This is a genomic window from Clostridium nigeriense (assembly GCF_050585265.1).
Classification (GTDB): Bacteria; Bacillota; Clostridia; order Clostridiales; family Clostridiaceae; genus Clostridium; species Clostridium nigeriense_B.
Genome location: NZ_JBNOOE010000013.1, coordinates 16,065 through 38,343, shown reverse-complemented (window position 1 = coordinate 38,343; position 22,279 = coordinate 16,065). Strand labels below are relative to the sequence as shown.

Here is a 22,279-nt window from a genome sequence, read left to right as displayed (position 1 = left end):
TAAATAAAGAGAAAAGGTTCATAGTAGCATCCTTTTAAAAGCTACTTACCATAATTTTGAGAATACCTAGCAAGTTATTTGTTAGGTATTTTTTGTTTTAGTAAGTTATATGGAGGGCACCATATAATAATTTTTTATAAAATTGCTTAGGATTTAGAAATAATTTATATAATTTTTACGACTTATGCTAAAAATAATAGTGTTTCATTAAAATTAACAAGTTTATTAAAATAATTTTTAAAAGGAAAATATTAAAACTAGGAAAATATATAACTATGTAGTTAATAAATATGAATTTGCATAGAATATGATAGATTGAATTATTTGATTTTTATTACATTTAACATTTTAAAATTATTATATATCATAATAGTAAGTAGAAATTTTTGGTTTAGGAGTGTGAATTGTTTTGGGAAGTTACACGTGGCAAATAATATTGTTAGTAATATTATTATTTATGTCAGGGTTTTTCTCTATGTCAGAAACAGCCCTAATGGCTCTTAGTAAAATTAGAATAAGACATATGGTTGATGAGGGGATTAAGGGAGCAAAGTTAGTTGAAAAGCTATCTGAAGACCCCAGCAAGTTATTAGGAGCTATATTAATAGGTAATAATATTGTGAACATAGGAGCGTCATCTCTTGCAACGTCAATTGCTGTGAAGACTATGGGGGAAAGTGCTGTAGGACTAGTTACTATAGTAATGACTATTTTAGTTCTTATATTTGGAGAAATAACTCCAAAATCTATAGCTAAGCAAAGGTCAGAAGTGGTTGCATTAAAGGTTAGTAAGCCTATAAATATAGTAGTTAAGTTGTTTAGACCGTTTATAGCAATATTTACAGTTATATCTAGTATATTTATAAGGGTTTTAGGAGGAGATCCAAAAGCGACTGAACCATTTATTACTGAAGAAGAATTAAAGACAATGGTTGGAGTTAGTGAAGAAGAGGGGGTTCTTGAAGATGTTGAAAAGGAAATGATTTTTAACGTTTTTGAGTTTGCAGATGCTCAGGTAAAGGATGTTATGGTTCAGAGAGTAGATGTAGTTGCTGTAGATATTAATTTTACCTATGATGAAGTTATAAATATAATTAAAGCTGAACAATTTTCAAGAATACCAGTTTATAATCAGAATATAGATGATGTTATAGGAATACTTAATGTCAAAGATTTAATAATAGCATCTCAGAGTAAAGAAGACTTTAAAGTATCAGATTATATGAGAGAGCCTTATTATACTTTTGAGTTTAAAAAGATAACTGAATTGTTTAAAGAAATGAAAAAAACAAGAAATCACATGGCAGTAGTATTAGATGAATATGGAGGAAATGTTGGTATAGTCACTATTGAGGACTTAATTGAAGAAGTAGTGGGTGAGATTGAGGACGAATATGATGATGAAAAGGATAATGACATTATAGTAGTTAAGGAAGATGAGTATATTGTTGATGGTAGTGCAAGATTAGATCATATAGGAGACTTAATAGGAGTTATTATGGAATCAGAAGAATTTGACTCCATAGGTGGATTAGTCATTGGTGAACTGGGTAGATTCCCAGATCAAAACGAAGAAGTTAAGGTTAATAGTGTTAGATTTGTTGTTGAAGAAATTGATAAGAATAGAATTAAAAAGGTAAGAATATTTACCTAAATCATTATGGAATATCATATTATTTTATTGGAGTTAATTTTCAGTTAAAGTAGTATGATATTTTTTGTATAAAACATTAATTAAAATTAATTATACAATATTTATTTGTAAATTTAATGTATAATAGTCTATATAGCATAAATGGATTTAGATTTTTGTTTTCTAAATTCTTTTATGAATTTTTAAATTAGGGTGACATTTATATGGAATATATGAATATTGCAATAGAAGAAGCTTGGAAGGCTTATAATAAGGGAGAAGTACCAGTTGGTGCAATAATAGTTAAGGATGGAGAGATAATATCAAGTCAACATAACTTAAAAGAAGAAAAGAAGTTAACTACTGCTCATGCCGAGATATTGGCAATAGAAGAAGCTAGTAGAAAATTAAATAATTGGAGACTTTCAGGATGTCATATGTATGTAACATTAGAGCCTTGCCCTATGTGTGCAGCTGCCATTGCTCAAAGTAGAATATCTAAATTATTTATTGGGACATTTAATAAGGATATGGGAGCTTGTGGGTCTACTATTAATTTATTAGATTATGATATCTTTAATTGGAAAGTTGATGTAAAATGGTGTTATAATCAAAAATGCAGCGACTTATTAACATCATTTTTTGAAAATAAGAGAAGCAAGAAAAATTGAAGAGGAGGAAATTGAATGAATCCAGTGGCTTTTGAAGTTTTTGGCTTAGAAATTAGATGGTATGGAATAATAATATCAATGGGTGTTTTAGCTGCTATGCTATTAATATACATTTTAGCTAAAAAGAAAGATCTTAACTACGATACAATAATAGATGCTTTTTTAATTACTTTCCCAATTTCAATAGTAGGAGCAAGACTTTATTATGTGGCTTTTGAATACCAAAATTATAATTCTTTTATGGATGTAATAAATATAAGAAATGGTGGTATGGCCATTCATGGTGGAGTTATAGCAGCTTTGATATCGGGGTATATTTTTGGAAAGTATAGAAAAGTTAACTTTTTAAAATATGTAGATGTTATAATGCCTGGTGTAATTTTAGCACAAGGAATAGGTAGATGGGGAAACTTTATGAATCAAGAGGCTCATGGTGGACCAGTATCTCAACAATTTATAAGTAAGTTTCCAGAATTTATACAGCAAGGAATGTTAATAAAGGGAACCTATTATCATCCTACATTTTTATATGAATCTATATGGGACATCCTAGTTTGTATAATTCTAGTTTATATTCTTCTAAGAAAGAAGAAGTCTAAGGATGGAGTTGTTCTTGCTGGATATATGATTTTATATTCTGTAGGTAGATTCTTTATAGAAGGTTTAAGAACTGATAGCTTAATGTTTATGGGCTTAAGAACTGCTCAAATAGTAAGTTTATTAGGGATTATACTAGGAATAATATTAATTGTATGGATAAATAAAGCCAATAAGGATACTATATAGGATGGGAGTGAAAATACTCCCATAGTTTTAAATGTTGCAATATCTAGTTGTATATGATAATATATAGCAGTAGTTCAAATTAAATAAATATTATTTTATTAGTTGAACATACTCCTATGAACATATGTGAATAGGAAATTTCATATTATGGAGAGATGTCCGAGTGGTCGAAGGAGCACGCCTGGAAAGCGTGTATAGGGGAAACTCTATCAGGGGTTCAAATCCCCTTCTCTCCGCCATGGCCGTGCTAGATGGGGAGTTAGCGGTGCCCTGTAACCTGCAATCCGCTATAGCAGGATTGAATTCCTAGTCTAGGCTTTAATCTGTAGAGCCTGCCTATGCAAGTGGTGTTGATGGCAAGGTCCCATACGACGTAAGTGCATGAACCTCGTCAGGTCCGGAAGGAAGCAGCGATAAGTGATTACTGCGTGTGATATGGATAAATCTTGTCAGAGCTAACTACATAGTAACGTCTATAGATTACTGTCGAAGCTAGGTGCACGGTTTAATTTTTAGGCCTTTCTAGAAAAGAAGGGTTTTTTTAATGTAAATATGAAATTAGAATTATAATTACAATTAATTATAGGTTACTCTTCAATAGGATTAACATACAATAGGACAAAGAAAGCGAGGGCATTCCTTTATGGATTACCCTCGTTTTCTATTTTTTAATTAAATTAATAAAATCAAATTTTAGATTGTTAGATTCATTTATTAAAATTTCAGATTGGTTATCAATAATCCAATCATCAAGGTTAATTTCAGGAAATATAGTATCTCCATGAAAATCTTTATAAATTCTAGTTAAATAAAGTTTTTTAGTATAAGGCATAAGAGTCTTATAAATTTCTCCACCGCCAATTATAAAGGCTTCCTCATATGTATCCTTAAATTTAGATATTACATCAGATATATCATTAATAATAGTTACATCTTCAGAATCTACTTTAAAATTCTTATCTCTAGTAATTACAATATGATGTCTATTAGGTAATACCTTAGGTAATGACTCAAAGGTCTTTCTTCCCATAATTATTGTATGACCTGATGTTATGCTCTTAAATCTCTTTAAATCCTCAGATATATGCCATAAAAGCTTATTGTCACCACCAATTACATCATTACTAGCTTTAGCCACTATAATTGATAGCATTATACACTTACCTCCATTTTAATTGGATCATGGTGCTTATAGTCTATAAGCTTAATATCATCTACTGTGAAATCATAGAAGTTAGTGATTTCTGGATTTATCCACAGCTTAGGTGCATCATAATCTTCATTAGATCTAGTAAGTTGAAGTTTCATTCCTTCAACTTGATTTTTATATATATGCGCGTTATTTATAACATGAGTAAATAATCCTGGTTTCAAATTAGTTACTTGCGCTATTAAATGCACCAATACTGCATATTGAGATGTATTAAAAGGAACTCCTAGTGGTATGTCTCCTGACTAAGTTTTCAATAAGATTCGCTAAATCTTATCCGTTTCAATAGATGAAACCGCTATATATCACTATATAGAAAAGACTATATCATAATCTAATAAGTATTATTTATTAGATTCCCTGCTTTTCCCGTTACCTCACCTGTCAAAGTGACCTCCTATAGCTTGAGGGGTACTCTACTTGCTTATATTTATATCAAATATGCTTTCGATAGTCGTTAGGCATTACTTATATATCATAATATTCGTATGTAGGATAATTTTTAGATTTTATCCTATAAAGTATAGTTGCTGGTACTACATTTAAATGTCTAGATGCATCAGTTAGACTTTCATATATTATATCATCAATTCTAACATTCTTTGAATTAGCTGGTTTCCTACCTAACATAGCGTTTTTTAACTTTAACTTAGTATCTTCACTATGATGCTTTCCGTAAAATGAGTTTTTAGGGCCTATTCTATTTTTAGCTAAACTAGACAAACTTTCTTTTATTTTTTTAGCTCTTTCATATCCGACAATCTCTTCAAGAGTTTTTCCTTTATTTATAGGAATATTTCCTTTGTTTTTAGAGGATATTATATTTTTTACATAGATATAGTGTGTTTTACCGTACATTCCATTTTTACTCCTTTACGGGAAAATTTCTCTATACGTTCGGATTTACTCATCTTTGTTAGATTTTGTTTTTGTGTAGCAACTCTTTTTTAAATTATTTTAGTTTTATTAGGATTATTAGATAATAAATCTCCTCCAAAGTAAGCTGAATCGCCTGTATTATATATATGAGATTTAAAATTATCTATATAATATTGTTCTAAGGTAATACTTTCTTTTTCGAATTTACAGGGTTTTATTATTATAAATTCAAAGTTATCTTCACCATATTTATTCCATGAACGTTGAAGATATAAACAATGATGAATACCTCTTTTTAAATAACTTTTATGAGATCTAAATCGGTTATTAATATCTACGGAATGACCAACATAGAACTTATTAGTTATTTTATTTTTAATAATATAAATACCTATAATTTTTTTCATCTATAACCCTACTTTCATATAATGATATATAAATCTTAGCACGGGATTATCCTAGATTTAGGATTTTCCCCGTTTAACAGGGTTTGCACTAAATATCACTACCTAGTGGCGCTCATTCAAACGCTGGATTAACATACAGTTTAGATAGCCGTCATTTACGTCCCATAGAGTTTGGTAGCAACAAGGTTGTAATGTCATTTCAGGTAGATCTTCAATATTCCACATGGACATAATCATTCTTCTGTCTTGTGGGTTATTTTTTAAAGTTTCAATAAGCTTATCAATTTGATTGAATTTAGCTATTTGATATCCATAAGCTTTACCTATAGTATTATTTTCATCAACCCATTCGTCCCAAATATGAACATTTTGTTCTTGAAGCTTAGTAACATCATTTGATTGATCCCTATATATCCATAGCATTTCCTTTACAGCAGTTTTAAATGCAACCTTCTTAGTAGTTAAGATGGGGAATTCTTTTTGTAAATTAAACTGCATAATTTGATGAGGAAGCTTGTATGTAGGCATTCCAGTTCTGTTGTTATCATAATATCCATTATCTAAGATATCTTTAACAATAGATAAATATTTCTTATCATATAAACTCAAATTATATCCCTCCTTATTTTTAATTAAGACTATTGTACTATAAAAATTAATTAAATAGTAAAAAGTTTAAAAAAAGCAGACAGTATCAAATTGGTTAAAATTACATTATATGGTATAATATTATCTAAGTGTAAATATATTAGAAAAATTTTAAGGGGGAGAATCAATGGCAAAGGATAAATTTTTACCAATGTCTATTTTTGCTTTAGCGATATCTATTATTATTGCATCATCTAATATTTCAATGGCTATTGATAATAATGGAATGAATATATCAAATGGAATTTCGCAAGGGTTGAATAATATTAATAGAGATATTTTTATAAATGATGAAGCTAATAACAGTATCATGAATAGATATACTGCATCGGTGTATTTAGGGATATCAGAGGAAATTTTAATGCAAATTATGAATAATGAAGAATCTAAAATACCATATATAGATATTAATGGAGATGTAAGATTTAGTAAGAATGCATTAGATAAATGGGTTGAAGAATCAAACTTTAAAATGTAGTGTTATAAATATTCATTAAATAAGGAGGCTTTATATGAAAGAATATTTGGGGAAGTTTGTAGAGGTTATTGTAGATAGACCATTAGGATCAAAACATCCATCTCATGGGTTCTTTTATCCTATTAATTATGGATATATTCCTGGAACTATTTCTGGTGATGGTGAAGAGATAGATGCATATATAGTAGGTGAATTTGAACCTTTGGAAAAGTTTTCTGGATTTGTTGTGGCAATAATAAAAAGAGAAGATGATGACGAAGATAAATTAGTAGTTTGTAAAGATATAAACAAATATAATAAGTTGCAAATACAGGCATTAGTAGAATTTCAAGAAAGATTTTTTATATTCTTTATAACAATACATGATGACTAAATTCTTAATAGGAGAATGAGGGGATAGAATTGATGTCTAATATATATAAATTAATTTAAGATTTACAACAAATAAATTTGAGGATTATTAGTGGTAATATAAAAGCTGAAAATTTATATACCTCAATGAGATTCAAAATCTATTAGAAAGAATAAAATGTAATAAAATTAGATAATAAATATTTTAATGATGATTATATGGTGTATTTTGTAAAATAATAGTCTAAAAATTCTGGAAAATACATATAGTATAAAATACCATGTTTCTCCCTCTATATTTTTTAAAAAACTTGCAAACTTTATTAAAATATTATATTATTAATATAGATTATTTTGGAAAAGAAGGGAGAAGTAGAACTGTGGAATTTTCTGCAAGAAAGATTAAGTATGAAATTTTATCTAGTAGTTCACAATCAAAAACAGCAACAATTTTTGAAAATTGGATTACTATAACCTTTTTTAAGGAAAATTTGCAAGAATCTATTTCTTAACTTGCAATATAGTAACTCCAATTAGGCCCATTTTATTGCAAATGGGTCTTTTATTATATCCAAAAATGTAAAAAATAGTTGGAGTTGATTTTAATGAATAAGATAAAAAAGAATATTAAAAATGATTATTTATATAGATTTTTTTCATCCTTTGATATAACATCCGCAATTTGGGTTTTATATTTAGGTTATAAGGGGATGAGTTTAGCTGAAATAGGCTTGCTTGAAGGGATATTTCATATAACTGGATTTTTATCAGAAATACCAACAGGAGCTTTGGCAGATTTATTTGGTAGAAGAAAATCAATGATAATTGGAAGGATAACATCCGTACTATCTGCAATTATTATGCTATTTTCTAATTCATTTATTGGTTTTGCAATTGGATTTGTATTATCTGCTTGGGGATATAATTTAAATTCAGGTTCTGAAGAAGCTTTGGTTTATGATACTCTTAAGATTTTAAATAGAGAAGATGAGTATTTAAACATTAATGGTAGATTAAATTTAATAATAGAAGTTTCTCAGGGGTTAGCTGTATTTATAGGTGGACTTCTTTCACAAATAAATTTCTCCATTAGTTATATTGTTGCCATTATTATTGGTGTATTCTCGTTAACTATATCTCTTAATTTTATTGAAGTAGATTTTAGAGATAAAAATCAAAAGAAAGTTAGGGTGAGAGAGCATTTTAAAACTTCTATAAATATACTTAGGGAGAACAAAAAGCTTCTTAATATATTAGTATTTTTTCCTATTATATATACTTTTTCAGCTGTAATATATTTTTATGGGCAACAATTCTTAAGTGATATGGGCTATTCTAGAGTTAGTATTTCTATAATATTTTTATTTAATGGAATACTTTCATCTTTAGGAGCGATTTTAAGTAATAAAATATATAAGAGATTTAATAGTTGGGGTTGGTTAATAATATCTATGTTAATTAGTATGCTTCTAGTATTGATGGGATATTTAAATAAAGAATTAGTGATAGTGATTTTTTTAGCTATAGGATTTTTAACTGCTATACTTCAACCTATAAGTAGTGAACTGATAAATTCTATGGTTGAATCAAATCAAAGAGCAACTATAATTTCAGTTGAAAGTATGTTTTATTCTTTAATGATGATAATACTCTTTCCTATATGTGGGTTAGTGGGAGATGCATTTTCATTAGATGTTTCATTTAAAATTGTTGGGGTTATAGGTATGGTAATTACCACTATTGAGATAGTTAACATAAGAAAAAAATAATATGAAAAATATAAAAGAACTCAGGTTTATTCTGGGTTCTTTTTGATTATTTGAGAGGTTTATTTATTTTCAAGTAAAAGGTGTTTATATAAATTTTTAGGGAAAAATATTAAATGAAAACGTATATGTTTAAAATTTAACAAAGAATAATTGAAATATTTATATATTTTGATATAAGGATATTATAAGTGAAATTAATATGCAGGATTTTATTATTGCACTTGCATGATGAAAAAAATAAAATGAAGGATTTAAAATTAAAACTTTCAAACTTCATTAATTTTCATCTTTAGTCTATAATATAAGTAAATAATTAAAATAAGGAATGATTTTATGGGATATACAGCTTTATATAGAGAATGGAGACCACAAAATTTCTATGATATTGTTGGTCAAGAACATATAACGACTACAGTTAAGAATCAAATATTAAATGATAGAATAGCTCATGCATATCTTTTCTGTGGTACAAGAGGAACTGGTAAGACTACTACGGCTAAGGTTTTTGCTAAGGCATTAAATTGTCTTGATTTGCAGGATGGTGAGCCTTGTAATAAATGTGAAATGTGCCAAAAGATAAATGAAGGTTTAGCTATAGATGTTACAGAACTTGATGCTGCTTCTAATAATGGTGTTGATAAAATTAGAGATATTATAGATGATGTTAAATATCCTCCTCAAGAAGGTAGATTTAAGGTTTATATTATGGACGAAGTTCATATGCTATCTACAGGAGCTGTTAATGCATTTTTAAAGACCTTAGAAGAGCCACCAAAGAACGTAATATTTATTCTGGCAACAACAGATCCACAAAAGCTACCAATCACTATTCTTTCAAGATGTCAAAGGTTTGATTTTAAAAGAATAAATAATAATGAAATCACAGCTAGACTTAGAAAAATAGTTAATGAACAAAATGCATTGGCAGATGATAAAAGCTTAAATCTAATAGCAAGAGTTTCTGATGGAGCCATGAGAGATGCTTTAAGCATATTAGATCAAGCAATATCTATGGGAAATGGAGCGGTAGAATATGATGTTCTTGTAAATATGCTTGGGCTTGTTACTAATGACCATTTATTTAATTTAACTAATTCAGTTATTCAAAGAAATGTTGAAAAGTGTATAGGAATAATAGATGAAGTAGTATATGCGGGAAAAGACTTGTATCTTTTTATTAAGGATTTAATCAGTCATTATAGAAATATTCTTATGGCTAAGGTTACTAACAATCCTGAAGAAGTATTAGATATGTCTGAAGAAAATATTTCTTTAATTAAGGACCAGGCATCAAAAGTAAGAGCAGAAGAAGTTATGAGATGTATTAGAATACTTCAAGAGGCTGAAGGAAATGCAAAATTAAGTAAACAAGCAAGATTATATTTGGAACTATCTATTATTAAAATGTGTAAAATAGAATATGATACTTCTAATGAGGTTATTTTAAGTAGGATTAATAAACTTGAAGAAGGTCTAAAAAATGGTAGTCTTAAGGTTGTAAGTGTGACAGCTGGTGAAAGTACAGCTTCTAAAATGGAAGGTATTAATAGAGAAGTTAAAAAGGAAGTTAAGAAAACTATAAGTCATAATATTAGTGGTAATGAAAATTCTAAAGTAACTTTAGAAGATATTCAAAGATCGTGGAAGGATATTTTAGAAAGATTTAAGGCTAGAAGAAAAATGATAGTTTATGCATCTATGGTAACTGGGAAGCCTATTGAATGTAAAAATGGAATTTTAACTATAGAGTATGAAGATCAATTTAAGTTCAATAAGGATAGATTAGAAAAGCCTGAAAATAGAACTGTTATACAAGAAGTATTGGCAGAAATATTTAGAGAGGATATAAAAGTTGTATTTGAGGTTGAAGAACCTACTGGAAATGGCAAGTCAACAGAAGATATGCTAATAGAGTCTTTAGGAGCTGATATGGTAGATATTTTAGATGAATAATATCTACATAAATAATAGAAGAAATAAGAATAATAAAAATAAAATTAATAATGGCTTAAATATAGTAAAATAAAGAGAAATACTATATAATAAAGAATAGATTTTTATAAAAGGAGGATGTTTTTATGGCAAGAGGAGGATTCCCAGGCGGATTTGGGGGAGGAAATATGAATAACCTAATGAAGCAAGCGCAAAAACTTCAAAAGGAAATGGAGCAAATGCAAAAGGACCTAGAAACAAAAGAGTTTGAGGTTTCAGTAGGTGGCGGAGCCGTAGTTGTAAAGGCAAATGGTAAGAAAGAAGTTGTTTCTATTAATATAAAGCCAGAAGTAGTAGATGCTGATGATGTTGAAATGTTAGAAGATTTAGTACTAAGCGCAGTAAATGAGGCTTTAAGAAAAGCTGAAGAAGAAAGCGCAAATAAAATGGGAAAATTAACTGGTGGAATGAACATACCAGGATTATTTTAAATAATTTAAACTAAGGGCGAATTTAATTTCGCCTTTTTATATATTTATTTTACGGAAAGGATGATTTTATGGATTTTTATCCAGTTGCTATAGAAAAGCTTATTGAAGAATTTGCCAAGCTACCAAGTATAGGGCAAAAAACAGCTCAAAGATTAGCTCTACATGTTCTAAATCTTCCTGAAGATGAAGTTAGAGAATTTGCAGATGCTTTAGTTAAAGCTAGGGGTACTATAAAGTATTGTTCAATTTGTGGAAACTTTACAGATTCAGATCCTTGTGCAATATGTTCTAATCCAAGTAGGGATAAGGATGTAATTTGTGTAGTTGAACAACCAAAGGATATAATGACAATGGAAAAAGTTAAAGAGTACAATGGAACTTATCATGTTCTTCATGGAAATTTATCACCAATGCAAGGAAGAGGACCACAAGATATAAGAATAAGAGAGTTAGTTGCAAGAATGAGTGCTGATGTAAAAGAAGTAATACTTGCTACTAATCCAAATATTGAAGGCGAAGCAACTGCTATGTATATATCAAGAATATTAAAGCCTTTAAATATTAGAGTAACTAGAATAGCATCAGGTATTCCTGTTGGAGGAGACTTAGAATATGCTGATGAAGTAACTCTTTCAAAGGCCCTTGAGGGAAGAAAAGAAATATAGAATAAAGGTGAATATATGACTAAGATATTAAAATTTCTATTTAGTAGAATGGTTATTGTAGGTTTACTTATTCTTATACAACTTGGAATATTAATATTTACTATATGGAAGCTATCAGAATCCTTTGTATATCTATATGGTTTATTTATTGCAATAAGTATATTTGCTACTATATATATAGTCAGTACGAAGGATAACCCATCTTATAAGTTGGCATGGATAATACCAGTTTTACTTGTGCCTGTTTTTGGTGGATTATTTTATTTAATATTTGGTTCAAGAAGAACTACTAAAAAGTTTAGAAGAAGAATGATCAATATTCATAATGAAACAGCTAAACATCTAAAACAAGATAATGATGTTTTTAGGGAAATTGAGGAAGATGATAAGTCAGTTGCCAATCAAGTCAAATATTTAAATAACTATGCAGCAAGTCCCATATATAAAAATACTACAACAAGATATTTATCTCCTGGAGAAGAATTCTTTGAAGAGCTTAAAAAGGAATTAAAAAAAGCTAAAAAGTATATATTTATGGAGTACTTTATAATTCATGAAGGAGTCATGTGGGATAGTATTTTAGAAATCTTGGAGGAAAAAGTACAAGAAGGTGTAGATGTTAGATTAATATATGATGATATGGGATGTCTTCAGACACTTCCATATAAATATTATGAAAAATTAAGACAAAAGGGAATAAAATGTGTAGTGTTTAATCCATTTGTTCCATTTTTATCTGTAGTTATGAATAACAGAGATCATAGAAAAATTACAATTGTTGATGGACATACAGCCTTTACTGGAGGTATAAATTTAGCAGATGAATATATTAATAAAATTGTTAGATTTGGTCATTGGAAAGACGCAGCTATAATATTAAAGGGTGAGGCAGTTTGGAATTTTACTATGATGTTTCTTCAGGTTTGGAAATTTAATTGTGGAGAAAAAGAAGAGTATGATAAATATAGACCAGATGTTAATTATTTAAAGCCTTTCGAAAGTGATGGTTATGTTCAGCCTTATGGTGATAGTCCTTTAGATGATGAAACTGTTGGAGAGTATGTTTATTTAAATATTATTAATAAGGCAAGAGATTATATTTATATAAATACTCCTTATTTAATAGTGGATAATGAATTAGTAACAGCATTAACATTAGCTGCAAAAAGTGGAGTTGAAGTTATTATAGTAACTCCTCATATTGAAGATAAATGGTATGTACATTTAGTAACTAGGGCGTATTATGCTCAATTGATAGAAGCAGGTGTAAAAATATATGAATATACGCCAGGTTTTATTCATTCAAAAACTTTCGTATCTGATGATAAAATTGGTGTTGTTGGAACAATAAATATGGATTATAGAAGTCTTTATTTACATTTTGAAAATGGTGTATTATTATATAAAACTAAATCGGTTATGGAAATAAAAGAAGACTTTTTAGAGACATTAAATATTTGTCAAGAAATTACGATTGAAGATTGCCATAAAATTAAGTGGTTAAATAGATTTATTACAGCTATATTAAGAGTTTTTGCGCCTTTATTATAAAAAATCTCATTTCTTCTGAATATTCTTGTTAAAAAATGGATAATAATTTAATAAGAGTATTTAGGAGGAATTAAAATGGATATTAATACTATTTTAGATTTTTTAATGAAAAATATGGATAAAAACAAGAATGAATATAGTGAAGAAGATATTATGTTATTGACTAATATTGAAGAGACAATTAAAGAGATGGAAGTAGCTAGATCTCTCTTTAATTCTGTAAGTGATCCTAAATTAATTGAGCTAGCGATTCATGCAGAAGATGCTGCAAAAACAAGATATGATTATTTAATAAGTATGGCTAAAAGTAGGGACTTAAGAAGAATAGAATAATAATATTTTTTGCTAATGAATAGAATTAAGTGGAGGGGATTTATATGGATTTAAATTTAGCACTTTATGGACTATTTGGACTAGCATTACTTTATTTATTAATAAAGTTATTAAAATGGCCACTTAAAATTTTAATAAACGGAGTTATAGGAATAGTATTATTATACTGTACAAACTTACTGGGTACTTATTTTGGATTTGCAATAGGAATAAATTGGATAACGGCGTTGATTGCTGGGTTCTTAGGAGTTCCTGGGGTTATATTTTTAGTAATATTTCAATTATTTTTATAAATTAAATGAAGAAAATTTCGTATAAAATTACTAATGTGGACTATCGTTAAAACGAAACGATAGTCCACATTTTTATGGAGTAAATTTATATAGCTCCTTGTTTTTGTGAGAGAGGGAACATAATAGTTCCCAAAAGTTTATATAGATGGGAGTTAGAAGTTTCTTTCTTTATTAATGAGTGAAAAGCTTCTTATAAAATCAATATATGAAAATGAATAAATGTGGTTACTAGTATTTTGAAAATAATGTGATAAAATAGCTATATTAAAAATTATTTTAAGGAGAGGGTAATATGCCAGCAGGAAATGGAGTAAATTGTAGCTACTGTCCAGAACATAAAAAGACTTGTAATGGGGATGATAAAGGTTGTTTATGTTATAAATGTCCAAGGCATCTAGGACAATGTATATGTGTTAAATATTGTAGAGAAACAGAATCGATATTAATATTCGATAATTAATTTTAGGAGGAATCATAAATGGGTGAAAAAGGAAAAAAGTTTATAAATGAATTTAAGGAATTTGCATTAAAGGGAAATGTATTAGATTTAGCAATTGGGGTTATTATTGGGGGAGCATTTAATAAAATAGTATCATCATTAGTAAGCGATATAATAATGCCACCAATTGGAGCTATAACTGGAGGGGTAGATTTTAAAGATCTTAAGTATATATTAAAGCCAGGAGTAGATGGTGCTGATGCGGTTACATTAAATTATGGGGCTTTTATTCAAAATGTAGTAGATTTTTTAATTATAGCTCTTTCAATATTTATATTTATTAAAGTAATTTCTAAATTAAATAGAAAGAAAGCTGAAGTTAAGGAAGAAGAGATTGAAGTTGAAGAACCGAAACTAACATTAGAACAAGAATTATTAACAGAAATTAGAGATTTATTAAAGAAAAATGATAGTGGCCAAATTTAAAGCTTTTGCATAAATTAATAATAAAAAGTACTTTAGTGCTAAAAGTAAAAAATATTATTTTAATTAACAAAAGAATATTTATGGTAATAAATTTGTAAATTATTAAATAATATTAAAACTAACTGACAAAACAGTTGTTAAAAATATGAAAAAGTAGTAAAATTAACAATAAAAATAAGCAATAAGCAAAATAAAAAAAATTATAATGGGGGAAAAGAGCATGCATAAAAAGCTATTTATTCCTGGACCAGTTGAGGTTAGGTCAGATGTATTAGAACAATTGGCAAAGCCCATGATTGGCCACAGAAGCAAAGAAGCTTCTGAAATTCAAAGAAGGATAAGCGATAACCTAAGAAAATTATTTTTCACTGAAAATGAAATATTATTGTCAACTACATCAGGTAGTGGACTTATGGAAGGAGCCATAAGATCGTGTACGGTAAAGAGGGCAGCTGTATTTTCCGTGGGGGCATTTGGAAAACGATGGTATGAAATGGCTGTTTATAATAATGTTCCTGCTGATATTTTTGAAGTAGAAATGGGTAAAGCCATATCTCCAGAAATGGTTGATAAAGAACTTGCAACAGGAAAATACGATTTAGTAGCGGTGACCCATAATGAAACATCAACGGGTGTAATGAACCCTGTTAAGGAAATAGGAGAAGTTGTTAAGAAATATCCAGAGGTAGTATTTATAGTAGATACTGTAAGTTCTGCAGCTGGGACAAGGATAGAAGTTGATAATTGGGGAATAGACGTATGTATAACATCAAGCCAAAAGGCATTAGGGCTACCTCCTGGATTGGCTGTATGTACATTTTCTAATAAGGCAAAAGAAAGAGCAGAAAAAGTACCCAATAGAGGGTTTTATCTAGACTTATTAGCATTATATAAATATATACAAAAGAAAGATTATCAGTATCCATCAACACCATCAATACCACATATGTATGCTCTTGATTATCAACTAGACTATATATTAAATAAAGAAGGTCTAGAAAATAGATTTGCAAGACATTTAGAAATGGCTAAGGTGGTTAGAGAATGGGCTAAAAAGTATTTTGAATTATTTCCAGATGAAAATTACTTATCTAATACCTTAACAACTGTAAAGAATAATAGGGGTATAGATGTTTCAGCTTTAAATAAGGAATTAGGTAAGAGAGGGTTTCAAATATCTAATGGATACGGAAGCTTAAAGGATAAGACATTTAGAATAGCACATATGGCAGATTGTCAAATGGAAGATATTCAAGAACTTTTAAGTAATATAAATGATATTTTAGGTTTGGAATAGGACTAAGTAAATTAAGCAATAAGCAGATAATAAATTTGCCGAAAATATATAAATAACATTAATAAATGTATTTATGTATTTAATAGGGGGTATAAAATGAATAAAATTTTAGTAAGTGATGGGTTGCAAGAGAAAGCTATTAATAAGCTTGTAGCATTAGGCTTTGAAGTGATAGATAAACATTATGATAAACAAGAGTTAGGAAAAGCCCTTAAAGAATATGATGTTTTAATTATAAGATCAGCAACTAAGGTAACAAGGGATGTACTTGAGTCTGCTAAAGGTGGAAGGTTAAAATTAATAGTTAGAGCAGGGGTTGGTATAGATAATATAGATGTATTAGCAGCAGAGGAATGTGGAATTACAGTGAAAAATACTCCGAATTCTAGTTCAGATTCTGTTGCTGAACTTGCTTTAGCTCATATGTTTGCAGTAGCAAGATTTGTAGGAACTTCTAACTATACAATGAGAAATGGTGAATGGAATAAGAAAAAATATGAGGGAGTAGAACTTAGGGGCAAGACTTTAGGTATCGTAGGAATGGGGAGAATAGGAAAATCACTAGCTAGAAAAGCTACAGCTTTAGGTATGAAGGTTGTATACAATGATGCTTTCGGAAAAGTATATGATATAGAGTATGAATATTTAGATTTAAAGGACTTATTGACTATTTCAAATTTTATTTCTCTCCATGTTCCTTATGATAAGAAGTCTGGAGCTCTAATAGGAAAAGATGAATTTAAACTAATTAAGGATGGATCATATTTAATTAATTGTGCAAGAGGAAAAGTAGTAGATGAAGAAGCTTTATTAGAAGCATTAGATAGTGGTAAGATTGCAGGAGCAGGTATTGATGTATTTGAAGTGGAACCAAACACTAATGAAGCATTAGTTAATCATCCAAGAGTTAGTTGTACACCTCATATAGGAGCATCAACTATGGAAGCTCAAGAAAGAATTGGAGATGAAGTAGTCTCAGTAATTAAAGAGTTTTTTAGCTAGGCTAAATTATAGGAGGAATATTAATGGCAATAATTAGACCTTTTAAGGCTATAAGGCCTATAAAAGAACTTGGAGAAAAAATTGCAGCATTACCTTATGATGTAATGAATAGTGATGAAGCTAGGGATAGAGTAAAGGATAATCCATATTCATTTTTACATGTAGATAAGGCAGAAGTTGATTTGCCAGAAGAAATAGATGTATATGATGATAGGGTTTATGAAAAGGCAAAAGAAAATTTAGATAAAATGATTGATGATGGATTATATATAGAAGATACAAAACCTAACTACTATATTTATAGACAGGTTATGAATGGCAGAAGTCAAACAGGGCTTGTAGCTTGTGCTTCAATAGATGATTATACTAATAACATTATTAAAAAGCATGAATTAACAAGAGAGGAAAAAGAAATTGATAGAATAAATCACGTTTATAAATGTGAAGCTCATACAGGTCCTATTTTCCTAACTTATAGAGAAAATAAGGGTATCTCAAATATAGTGAATGAATGGATTAAGAAGGAACCAATATATGATTTCAAAGCTGATGATGGAATAATTCATACTGTCTGGATTATAGATGATGAAGAGACGGTAAATAGGTTACAGAATTTATTTAAGACAGTAAAATATTTATATATAGCAGATGGACATCATAGATCAGCTTCAGCAGTTAAAGTTGGTCATATAAAAAGGGCAGAAAAAGAAAGTTATACAGGAGAAGAGGAATTCAATTTCTTTTTATCTATATCATATCCAGATAGTGAATTAGAAGTGTTGGATTATAATAGAACAGTGAAGGATTTAAATGGACTTTCTAAAGATGATTTTTTAAGTAAGGTAAAGGAAAACTTTGAAGTTACTGAAAGTAAAGAACAAGTTAAGCCAAAGGAAAAACATACTTTTGGAATGTACTTAGAAGATCAGTGGTATTTATTGAAGGCTAAGAATGAAATATTTAATCCAGATGATCCTGTGGATAGATTAGATGTATCAATACTTCAAAACAGTTTACTAAAACCAATATTAGGAATAGATGATCCTAGAAAATCAAAAAGAATAAAATTTATCGGTGGTATAAGAGGTCTTAATGAACTTGAAAGAAGAGCTAAAACAGATATGAAAGTTAGTTTCTCAATGTATCCAACAACTATTGAAGATATAATGGCAATTGCAGATAGCGGAAAAATAATGCCACCAAAATCAACTTGGTTTGAACCAAAACCTAGAAGTGGACTATTTATTCACAAATTCTAGTTTATTTAAATTTATAATATACAATAAAATTTATTGGAAACTCAGTTTATCTGAGTTTCTTTTTACAAGAAAGAGAGTTTTTTATTGAAAAATAGAATGAACTCTTATATTTAAAGACTAAACCGCATAAGAATAGACTTGAATACTATGTATTTATTATGTAATCTTATATAGAGTAATAATTTGACTTAAAATAAATAATGTTAAAATATATAGTATAAGGAGTAAATTATGACAGATTCATTAATTAATTGGTTTACTAGTACATTAAATTTTATGCCAAAGGAACTTATAGCATTTATAATATCAATGGTTCCTATTTTAGAGCTAAGAGGTGGCTTAATTGCAGCTTCTTTATTAGGAATTGGAGTAATTAATGCTATAGTTATATGTATTTTAGGAAATATAGTTCCCATTCCATTTATTTTATTTTTCATTACTCCAATATTTAATTGGATGAAAAAAACTAAGCTATTTAGACCTATGGTTGAAAAGTTAGAAAAGAAATCAATGGATAAAAGTGAACAAATTCAAAAATATGAATTTTGGGGACTTGCATTATTTGTTGGAATACCTTTACCTGGAACAGGGGCATGGACAGGTGCACTTATAGCTGCATTGCTTGGAATTAAAACTAAGAAGGCATCCTTAGCAATATTTGTAGGATTATTAATAGCAACAGTAATAATGACTATAATATCCTATGGAATTCCATGGGTAATTCAAACAATGGCTTAAAGGATACACCTTAAGTTATAAAAAAACATATATTATCTTATAGTGATTTGGAGAAAAGACACAGGTCGAATAAGATAATATATGTTTTTGTTTTATAGTTTTTGTATCATGTTTTTTAATATTTTTGTCGAGTTTCTAACTGCTATAGGAATAAATTTTTCATAATCCATATGAGCACCATTGTTAGCATTATCAGAAATAGATCTAATAACTACGCATGGAATATTGTTTAAGTAACAAACTTGAGCTATGCTAGCACCTTCCATTTCACATGCCATAGCATTAAATTCCTTTTCAAACCATTGGATTTTATCTACACTTGAAATAAATTGATCCCCAGAAATTATTCTACCTGAGAAAGTATCAATTTCTTTAATTTCTTCACAAGCTTCTAAAGCAGTATTAACTAAAGTTTCATCACATTTGAAATCGAAAGTATCTAATCTTGGAACTTGACCATGAGGATCTCCAAAAACTGTTGTATCCATATCATGTTGAACTAAGTTAGTAGCGACCACTACATCTCCAGGATAAATATTCTTACCAATTCCTCCTGCAACTCCAACATTTATTATAGAGTTAACATTAAATTCAGATATTAATATTTGTGAACAAACTGCAGCATTAACTTTACCAATTCCACAAACAACTGCAATAATATCTTTATTTCCTAGAGTTCCTTTGTAAAATGTCATATTAGCTTTCTTAGTTTCTTCTTTAATATCCATATCTTTTAAAAGAATTTCTAATTCTTCTGTCATTGCACTTATAATTCCTAAAACCATAAATTACCCTCCTTAAAATTATGCTATGTATTAGTTAAATCTTTTAATATCTTAACATATTATATACCTTATTTAAACAAAATATCTAATTTCTATCCTTTAGATTTTAAATGTTTTAATTTGGGATAAAAATATTGTTGTTTATAATTAAATAATGTTCTAAAATAAGATATATTAAATTTAAATATTTTTGCGAGAGCAATATATGTAAAAAGGAGAGAAGTTAATGATACAACATCCATTATCTAGGACAGAGTTACTTGTAGGAAATGAAGGACTAGGGAAATTAAGAAATGCGAAAGTAATGGTATTTGGTGTTGGTGGAGTAGGAAGCTTTGCAGTGGAAGCTTTAACTAGAGCTGGGGTAGGTACTTTAATATTAGTAGATGATGATACTGTTTGTCTAACAAATTTAAATAGACAAATACATGCTACATATAACACAATAAGTAAAGTTAAAGTTGAAGTTATGAAGGAAAGGGTACTATCTATAAATAGAAAGTGCAATGTTATAACCCATCAAATATTTGTAACACCTGAAAACTTAAGTGAGTTAATTCCAGATGATGTTGACTATGTAATAGATGCTATAGATACAGTTTCAGCTAAAATTGCATTAGCGCAATATTGTTATGAAAAGGGAATTAATATAATTGCTTCAATGGGTACAGGAAATAAATTAGATCCAACACAATTTAAGGTTTCTGATATATATAATACTAAAGTTTGTCCATTAGCTAAAGTTATGAGATATGAGCTTAGAAAAAGAGGAGTTAAGAAACTTAAAGTAGTATATTCAGAAGAGAAGCCAATGAAGCCAAAAGAAGAAGACGTAGTAACTTGCAAGACTGGATGTGTTTGTACAGGTGGTACTAAAAAGTGTGCATCTAAAAGACAAATACCAGGAAGCATATCTTTTGTTCCTCCAGTAGCAGGTATGATTTTAGGTGGAGAAGTTATAAAATCTATTTTAGATATAGATAAGTAATAAAAAAAGCTGATTGATTTCAGCTTTTTTTATTACTTAGGAAATTATAAAGATGTTACCCGTTGAATAACTTTTTTATAATTTCCTTCCTTCAGCTTTGAAGTGCTTCTATTAATTTTGCGATGACTTGGAGCTTGCGACGGAATAAGCAAAATTATATAGAAGTACTTTTTTATTTATTTGAATTTTCAATTCTATAGTTTTTAGGCGTTATCCCTGACACTCTTTTAAACATTTGACTAAAGTAAGAAGAGTTAGAGAAACCAACTATAGAGGAAATATCTCTAATTGAGTAATTAGTTGTAGCAAGAAGATTTTTAGCTTCTTGAATACGTTTATTTATAACATAGTTTATTGGTGATATACCTATATGCTTAGTAAAAGTGTGAACTAAGTGAAATTTATTCATATAGGATAAATCAGATAGATAGTCTAAAGTTATATTTTGTGAATAGTGAGAGTCTATATAGTTTTTAATTTTTATACATTCTAGGTTAAGTTTTTCTTGGGATTCTTCTACGAATAGTGATGATGTTGTGCTTCGAATTATGTGTGTTATGAATAGATTTAGTATACTTTTACAAACAATTTCGTAATTAAATTCCTTGTTTTCTATTTCGTTAATTAGTTTATTAAAATAATCTAGAATCAAATCTTTATCATTGGTAAAGTTCATTATTTCATACAGCTTTATTTGAGTTTCATTATCAGTTAGGCTATAGGAGTCAGGAAAATTTAAAAGAAGATTATCTACTCCAAGTACGATATACTCTAAAGGCACATCAGATAAAGAAGATTTCTCTGTATGTAAACAATTTGGATTGATTATAATTAAATCCCATTTATTAACAGTTACTATTTTATCATCTAAATGAAAAGCTCCTTTTCCAGCGGTTATGAAAAATATTTCTGTAAAAGGATGAAAGTGAGCTGTACTATGCCAATCGTTTTCAAATTTGGATTTACTAATGTAAAGTAGATCGTAGTTAGGGTCATAGTTATTTTTATTTATTAAATATCTAGTGTTTCCCATTTTATCCCCCCATTCTAGATACATTTATTTTATTATATCACAATATATATAAATTGATAATATTGTTATTAAAGCAATATTATTACAAAACAACACAATAATATGATATTTTAAGGATATTTATATAATAAATTCAAATCATATAGGAGTATTTT

25 protein-coding genes, 1 tRNA gene, 1 other RNA gene and 2 pseudogenes are annotated in these 22,279 nt (G+C 28.6%); 22 read left to right on the top strand and 7 right to left on the bottom strand.

The window, feature by feature from the left end; translation table 11 throughout:
* The first annotated feature begins 409 nt into the window (after window positions 1–409).
* The 5 genes from ACQPVP_RS12260 (at window position 410) to ffs (ending at window position 3,594) form a co-directional block, all read left to right on the top strand.
* The gene (locus ACQPVP_RS12260; protein ID WP_430850327.1) at window positions 410–1,654 is read left to right on the top strand and encodes an HlyC/CorC family transporter; all 1,245 of its coding nucleotides are present in this window, start codon (window positions 410–412) and stop codon (window positions 1,652–1,654) included.
* Between the two features lie 203 nt (window positions 1,655–1,857).
* Entirely contained in the window at window positions 1,858–2,304 is a 447-nt protein-coding gene (locus ACQPVP_RS12255) for a nucleoside deaminase (protein ID WP_430850325.1), read from the top strand.
* A gap of 15 nt (window positions 2,305–2,319) precedes the next feature.
* Window positions 2,320–3,090 (top strand): prolipoprotein diacylglyceryl transferase, encoded by a 771-nt coding sequence (gene lgt, locus ACQPVP_RS12250; RefSeq protein ID WP_430850323.1) that lies wholly within the window; start codon window positions 2,320–2,322, stop codon window positions 3,088–3,090.
* A gap of 149 nt (window positions 3,091–3,239) precedes the next feature.
* Window positions 3,240–3,329 (top strand) — tRNA-Ser (locus ACQPVP_RS12245).
* 3 nt (window positions 3,330–3,332) lie between these two features.
* Window positions 3,333–3,594: signal recognition particle sRNA large type (gene ffs / locus ACQPVP_RS12240), an RNA gene on the top strand.
* 157 nt (window positions 3,595–3,751) lie between these two features.
* On the opposite strand, the gene ACQPVP_RS12235 is transcribed toward ffs, so the two are convergent.
* From ACQPVP_RS12235 to ACQPVP_RS12215, 5 genes and pseudogenes are all read right to left on the bottom strand, one after another.
* Window positions 3,752–4,243 (bottom strand): dihydrofolate reductase, encoded by a 492-nt coding sequence (locus ACQPVP_RS12235; RefSeq protein ID WP_430850321.1) that lies wholly within the window; start codon window positions 4,241–4,243, stop codon window positions 3,752–3,754.
* Window positions 4,243–4,545, bottom strand: a pseudogene (locus ACQPVP_RS12230) (thymidylate synthase); the annotation flags it as partial. The gene ACQPVP_RS12235 and the pseudogene ACQPVP_RS12230, both read right to left, overlap by 1 nt.
* Before the next feature lie 223 nt (window positions 4,546–4,768).
* Window positions 4,769–5,158 carry an NUMOD3 domain-containing DNA-binding protein gene (locus ACQPVP_RS12225; RefSeq protein WP_430850320.1) on the bottom strand — a complete coding sequence of 130 codons (390 nt, stop codon included), beginning with the start codon at window positions 5,156–5,158 and terminating at the stop codon, window positions 4,769–4,771.
* Window positions 5,159–5,247: 89 nt separating this feature from the next.
* On the bottom strand, window positions 5,248–5,586 hold the full coding sequence (locus tag ACQPVP_RS12220) for a GIY-YIG nuclease family protein (RefSeq protein ID WP_430850318.1): 339 nt from the start codon (window positions 5,584–5,586) through the stop codon (window positions 5,248–5,250).
* A 120-nt stretch (window positions 5,587–5,706) separates the two neighbouring features.
* A pseudogene (locus tag ACQPVP_RS12215) lies at window positions 5,707–6,195 on the bottom strand (thymidylate synthase); the annotation flags it as partial.
* A gap of 166 nt (window positions 6,196–6,361) precedes the next feature.
* Between ACQPVP_RS12215 and ACQPVP_RS12210 the strand changes: the two are divergent.
* From ACQPVP_RS12210 to ACQPVP_RS12135, 16 genes are all read left to right on the top strand, one after another.
* On the top strand, window positions 6,362–6,712 hold the full coding sequence (locus tag ACQPVP_RS12210; protein ID WP_430850316.1) for a hypothetical protein: 351 nt from the start codon (window positions 6,362–6,364) through the stop codon (window positions 6,710–6,712).
* A gap of 34 nt (window positions 6,713–6,746) precedes the next feature.
* Window positions 6,747–7,085 (top strand): inorganic diphosphatase, encoded by a 339-nt coding sequence (locus ACQPVP_RS12205; RefSeq protein WP_430850314.1) that lies wholly within the window; start codon window positions 6,747–6,749, stop codon window positions 7,083–7,085.
* Window positions 7,086–7,443: 358 nt separating this feature from the next.
* Window positions 7,444–7,575 (top strand): hypothetical protein, encoded by a 132-nt coding sequence (locus tag ACQPVP_RS12200; protein WP_430850312.1) that lies wholly within the window; start codon window positions 7,444–7,446, stop codon window positions 7,573–7,575.
* A gap of 93 nt (window positions 7,576–7,668) precedes the next feature.
* The gene (locus ACQPVP_RS12195; RefSeq protein ID WP_430850310.1) at window positions 7,669–8,832 is read left to right on the top strand and encodes an MFS transporter; all 1,164 of its coding nucleotides are present in this window, start codon (window positions 7,669–7,671) and stop codon (window positions 8,830–8,832) included.
* Between the two features lie 333 nt (window positions 8,833–9,165).
* A complete protein-coding gene (gene dnaX / locus ACQPVP_RS12190; protein WP_430850308.1) occupies window positions 9,166–10,785 on the top strand; it encodes a DNA polymerase III subunit gamma/tau in 1,620 nt (539 codons plus the stop codon).
* Window positions 10,786–10,910: 125 nt separating this feature from the next.
* The gene (locus ACQPVP_RS12185) at window positions 10,911–11,255 is read left to right on the top strand and encodes a YbaB/EbfC family nucleoid-associated protein (protein ID WP_430841825.1); all 345 of its coding nucleotides are present in this window, start codon (window positions 10,911–10,913) and stop codon (window positions 11,253–11,255) included.
* A 68-nt stretch (window positions 11,256–11,323) separates the two neighbouring features.
* Window positions 11,324–11,920, top strand: coding sequence for a recombination mediator RecR (recR, locus tag ACQPVP_RS12180; RefSeq protein ID WP_430850306.1), 597 nt, complete (start codon window positions 11,324–11,326; stop codon window positions 11,918–11,920).
* A 15-nt stretch (window positions 11,921–11,935) separates the two neighbouring features.
* Window positions 11,936–13,471 (top strand): cardiolipin synthase, encoded by a 1,536-nt coding sequence (gene cls / locus ACQPVP_RS12175; RefSeq protein ID WP_430850304.1) that lies wholly within the window; start codon window positions 11,936–11,938, stop codon window positions 13,469–13,471.
* 75 nt (window positions 13,472–13,546) lie between these two features.
* Complete coding sequence (locus ACQPVP_RS12170; protein ID WP_430850302.1) at window positions 13,547–13,804, top strand: DUF2508 family protein; 258 nt, start codon at window positions 13,547–13,549, stop codon at window positions 13,802–13,804.
* A gap of 44 nt (window positions 13,805–13,848) precedes the next feature.
* Window positions 13,849–14,097, top strand: coding sequence for a pro-sigmaK processing inhibitor BofA family protein (locus ACQPVP_RS12165; RefSeq protein ID WP_430850300.1), 249 nt, complete (start codon window positions 13,849–13,851; stop codon window positions 14,095–14,097).
* A 292-nt stretch (window positions 14,098–14,389) separates the two neighbouring features.
* Window positions 14,390–14,557 carry a hypothetical protein gene (locus ACQPVP_RS12160; RefSeq protein WP_430850298.1) on the top strand — a complete coding sequence of 56 codons (168 nt, stop codon included), beginning with the start codon at window positions 14,390–14,392 and terminating at the stop codon, window positions 14,555–14,557.
* An 18-nt stretch (window positions 14,558–14,575) separates the two neighbouring features.
* Window positions 14,576–15,022, top strand: a complete 447-nt coding sequence (gene mscL / locus ACQPVP_RS12155; RefSeq protein WP_430850296.1) for a large-conductance mechanosensitive channel protein MscL — start codon at window positions 14,576–14,578, stop codon at window positions 15,020–15,022.
* Between the two features lie 220 nt (window positions 15,023–15,242).
* Entirely contained in the window at window positions 15,243–16,319 is a 1,077-nt protein-coding gene (locus ACQPVP_RS12150) for a pyridoxal-phosphate-dependent aminotransferase family protein (RefSeq protein WP_430850294.1), read from the top strand.
* A gap of 96 nt (window positions 16,320–16,415) precedes the next feature.
* Window positions 16,416–17,321, top strand: coding sequence for a D-2-hydroxyacid dehydrogenase (locus ACQPVP_RS12145; RefSeq protein ID WP_430850292.1), 906 nt, complete (start codon window positions 16,416–16,418; stop codon window positions 17,319–17,321).
* 23 nt (window positions 17,322–17,344) lie between these two features.
* Window positions 17,345–18,580, top strand: coding sequence for a DUF1015 domain-containing protein (locus ACQPVP_RS12140; protein WP_430850290.1), 1,236 nt, complete (start codon window positions 17,345–17,347; stop codon window positions 18,578–18,580).
* A gap of 231 nt (window positions 18,581–18,811) precedes the next feature.
* The gene (locus ACQPVP_RS12135; protein ID WP_430850288.1) at window positions 18,812–19,318 is read left to right on the top strand and encodes a COG2426 family protein; all 507 of its coding nucleotides are present in this window, start codon (window positions 18,812–18,814) and stop codon (window positions 19,316–19,318) included.
* Window positions 19,319–19,410: 92 nt separating this feature from the next.
* Here ACQPVP_RS12135 and ACQPVP_RS12130 read toward each other — a convergent pair whose 3' ends face one another.
* Window positions 19,411–20,103, bottom strand: coding sequence for a 5'-methylthioadenosine/adenosylhomocysteine nucleosidase (locus ACQPVP_RS12130; RefSeq protein ID WP_430850286.1), 693 nt, complete (start codon window positions 20,101–20,103; stop codon window positions 19,411–19,413).
* A gap of 226 nt (window positions 20,104–20,329) precedes the next feature.
* On the opposite strand from ACQPVP_RS12130, the gene ACQPVP_RS12125 reads away from it, so the two are divergent.
* Window positions 20,330–21,091 (top strand): tRNA threonylcarbamoyladenosine dehydratase, encoded by a 762-nt coding sequence (locus ACQPVP_RS12125; RefSeq protein WP_430850284.1) that lies wholly within the window; start codon window positions 20,330–20,332, stop codon window positions 21,089–21,091.
* A gap of 172 nt (window positions 21,092–21,263) precedes the next feature.
* Here the strand turns inward: ACQPVP_RS12125 and ACQPVP_RS12120 are convergent, their stop codons facing one another.
* Window positions 21,264–22,124: a helix-turn-helix domain-containing protein gene (locus ACQPVP_RS12120; protein ID WP_430850282.1), complete on the bottom strand. Its 861-nt coding sequence runs from the start codon at window positions 22,122–22,124 to the stop codon at window positions 21,264–21,266.
* Window positions 22,125–22,279 lie beyond the last annotated feature (155 nt).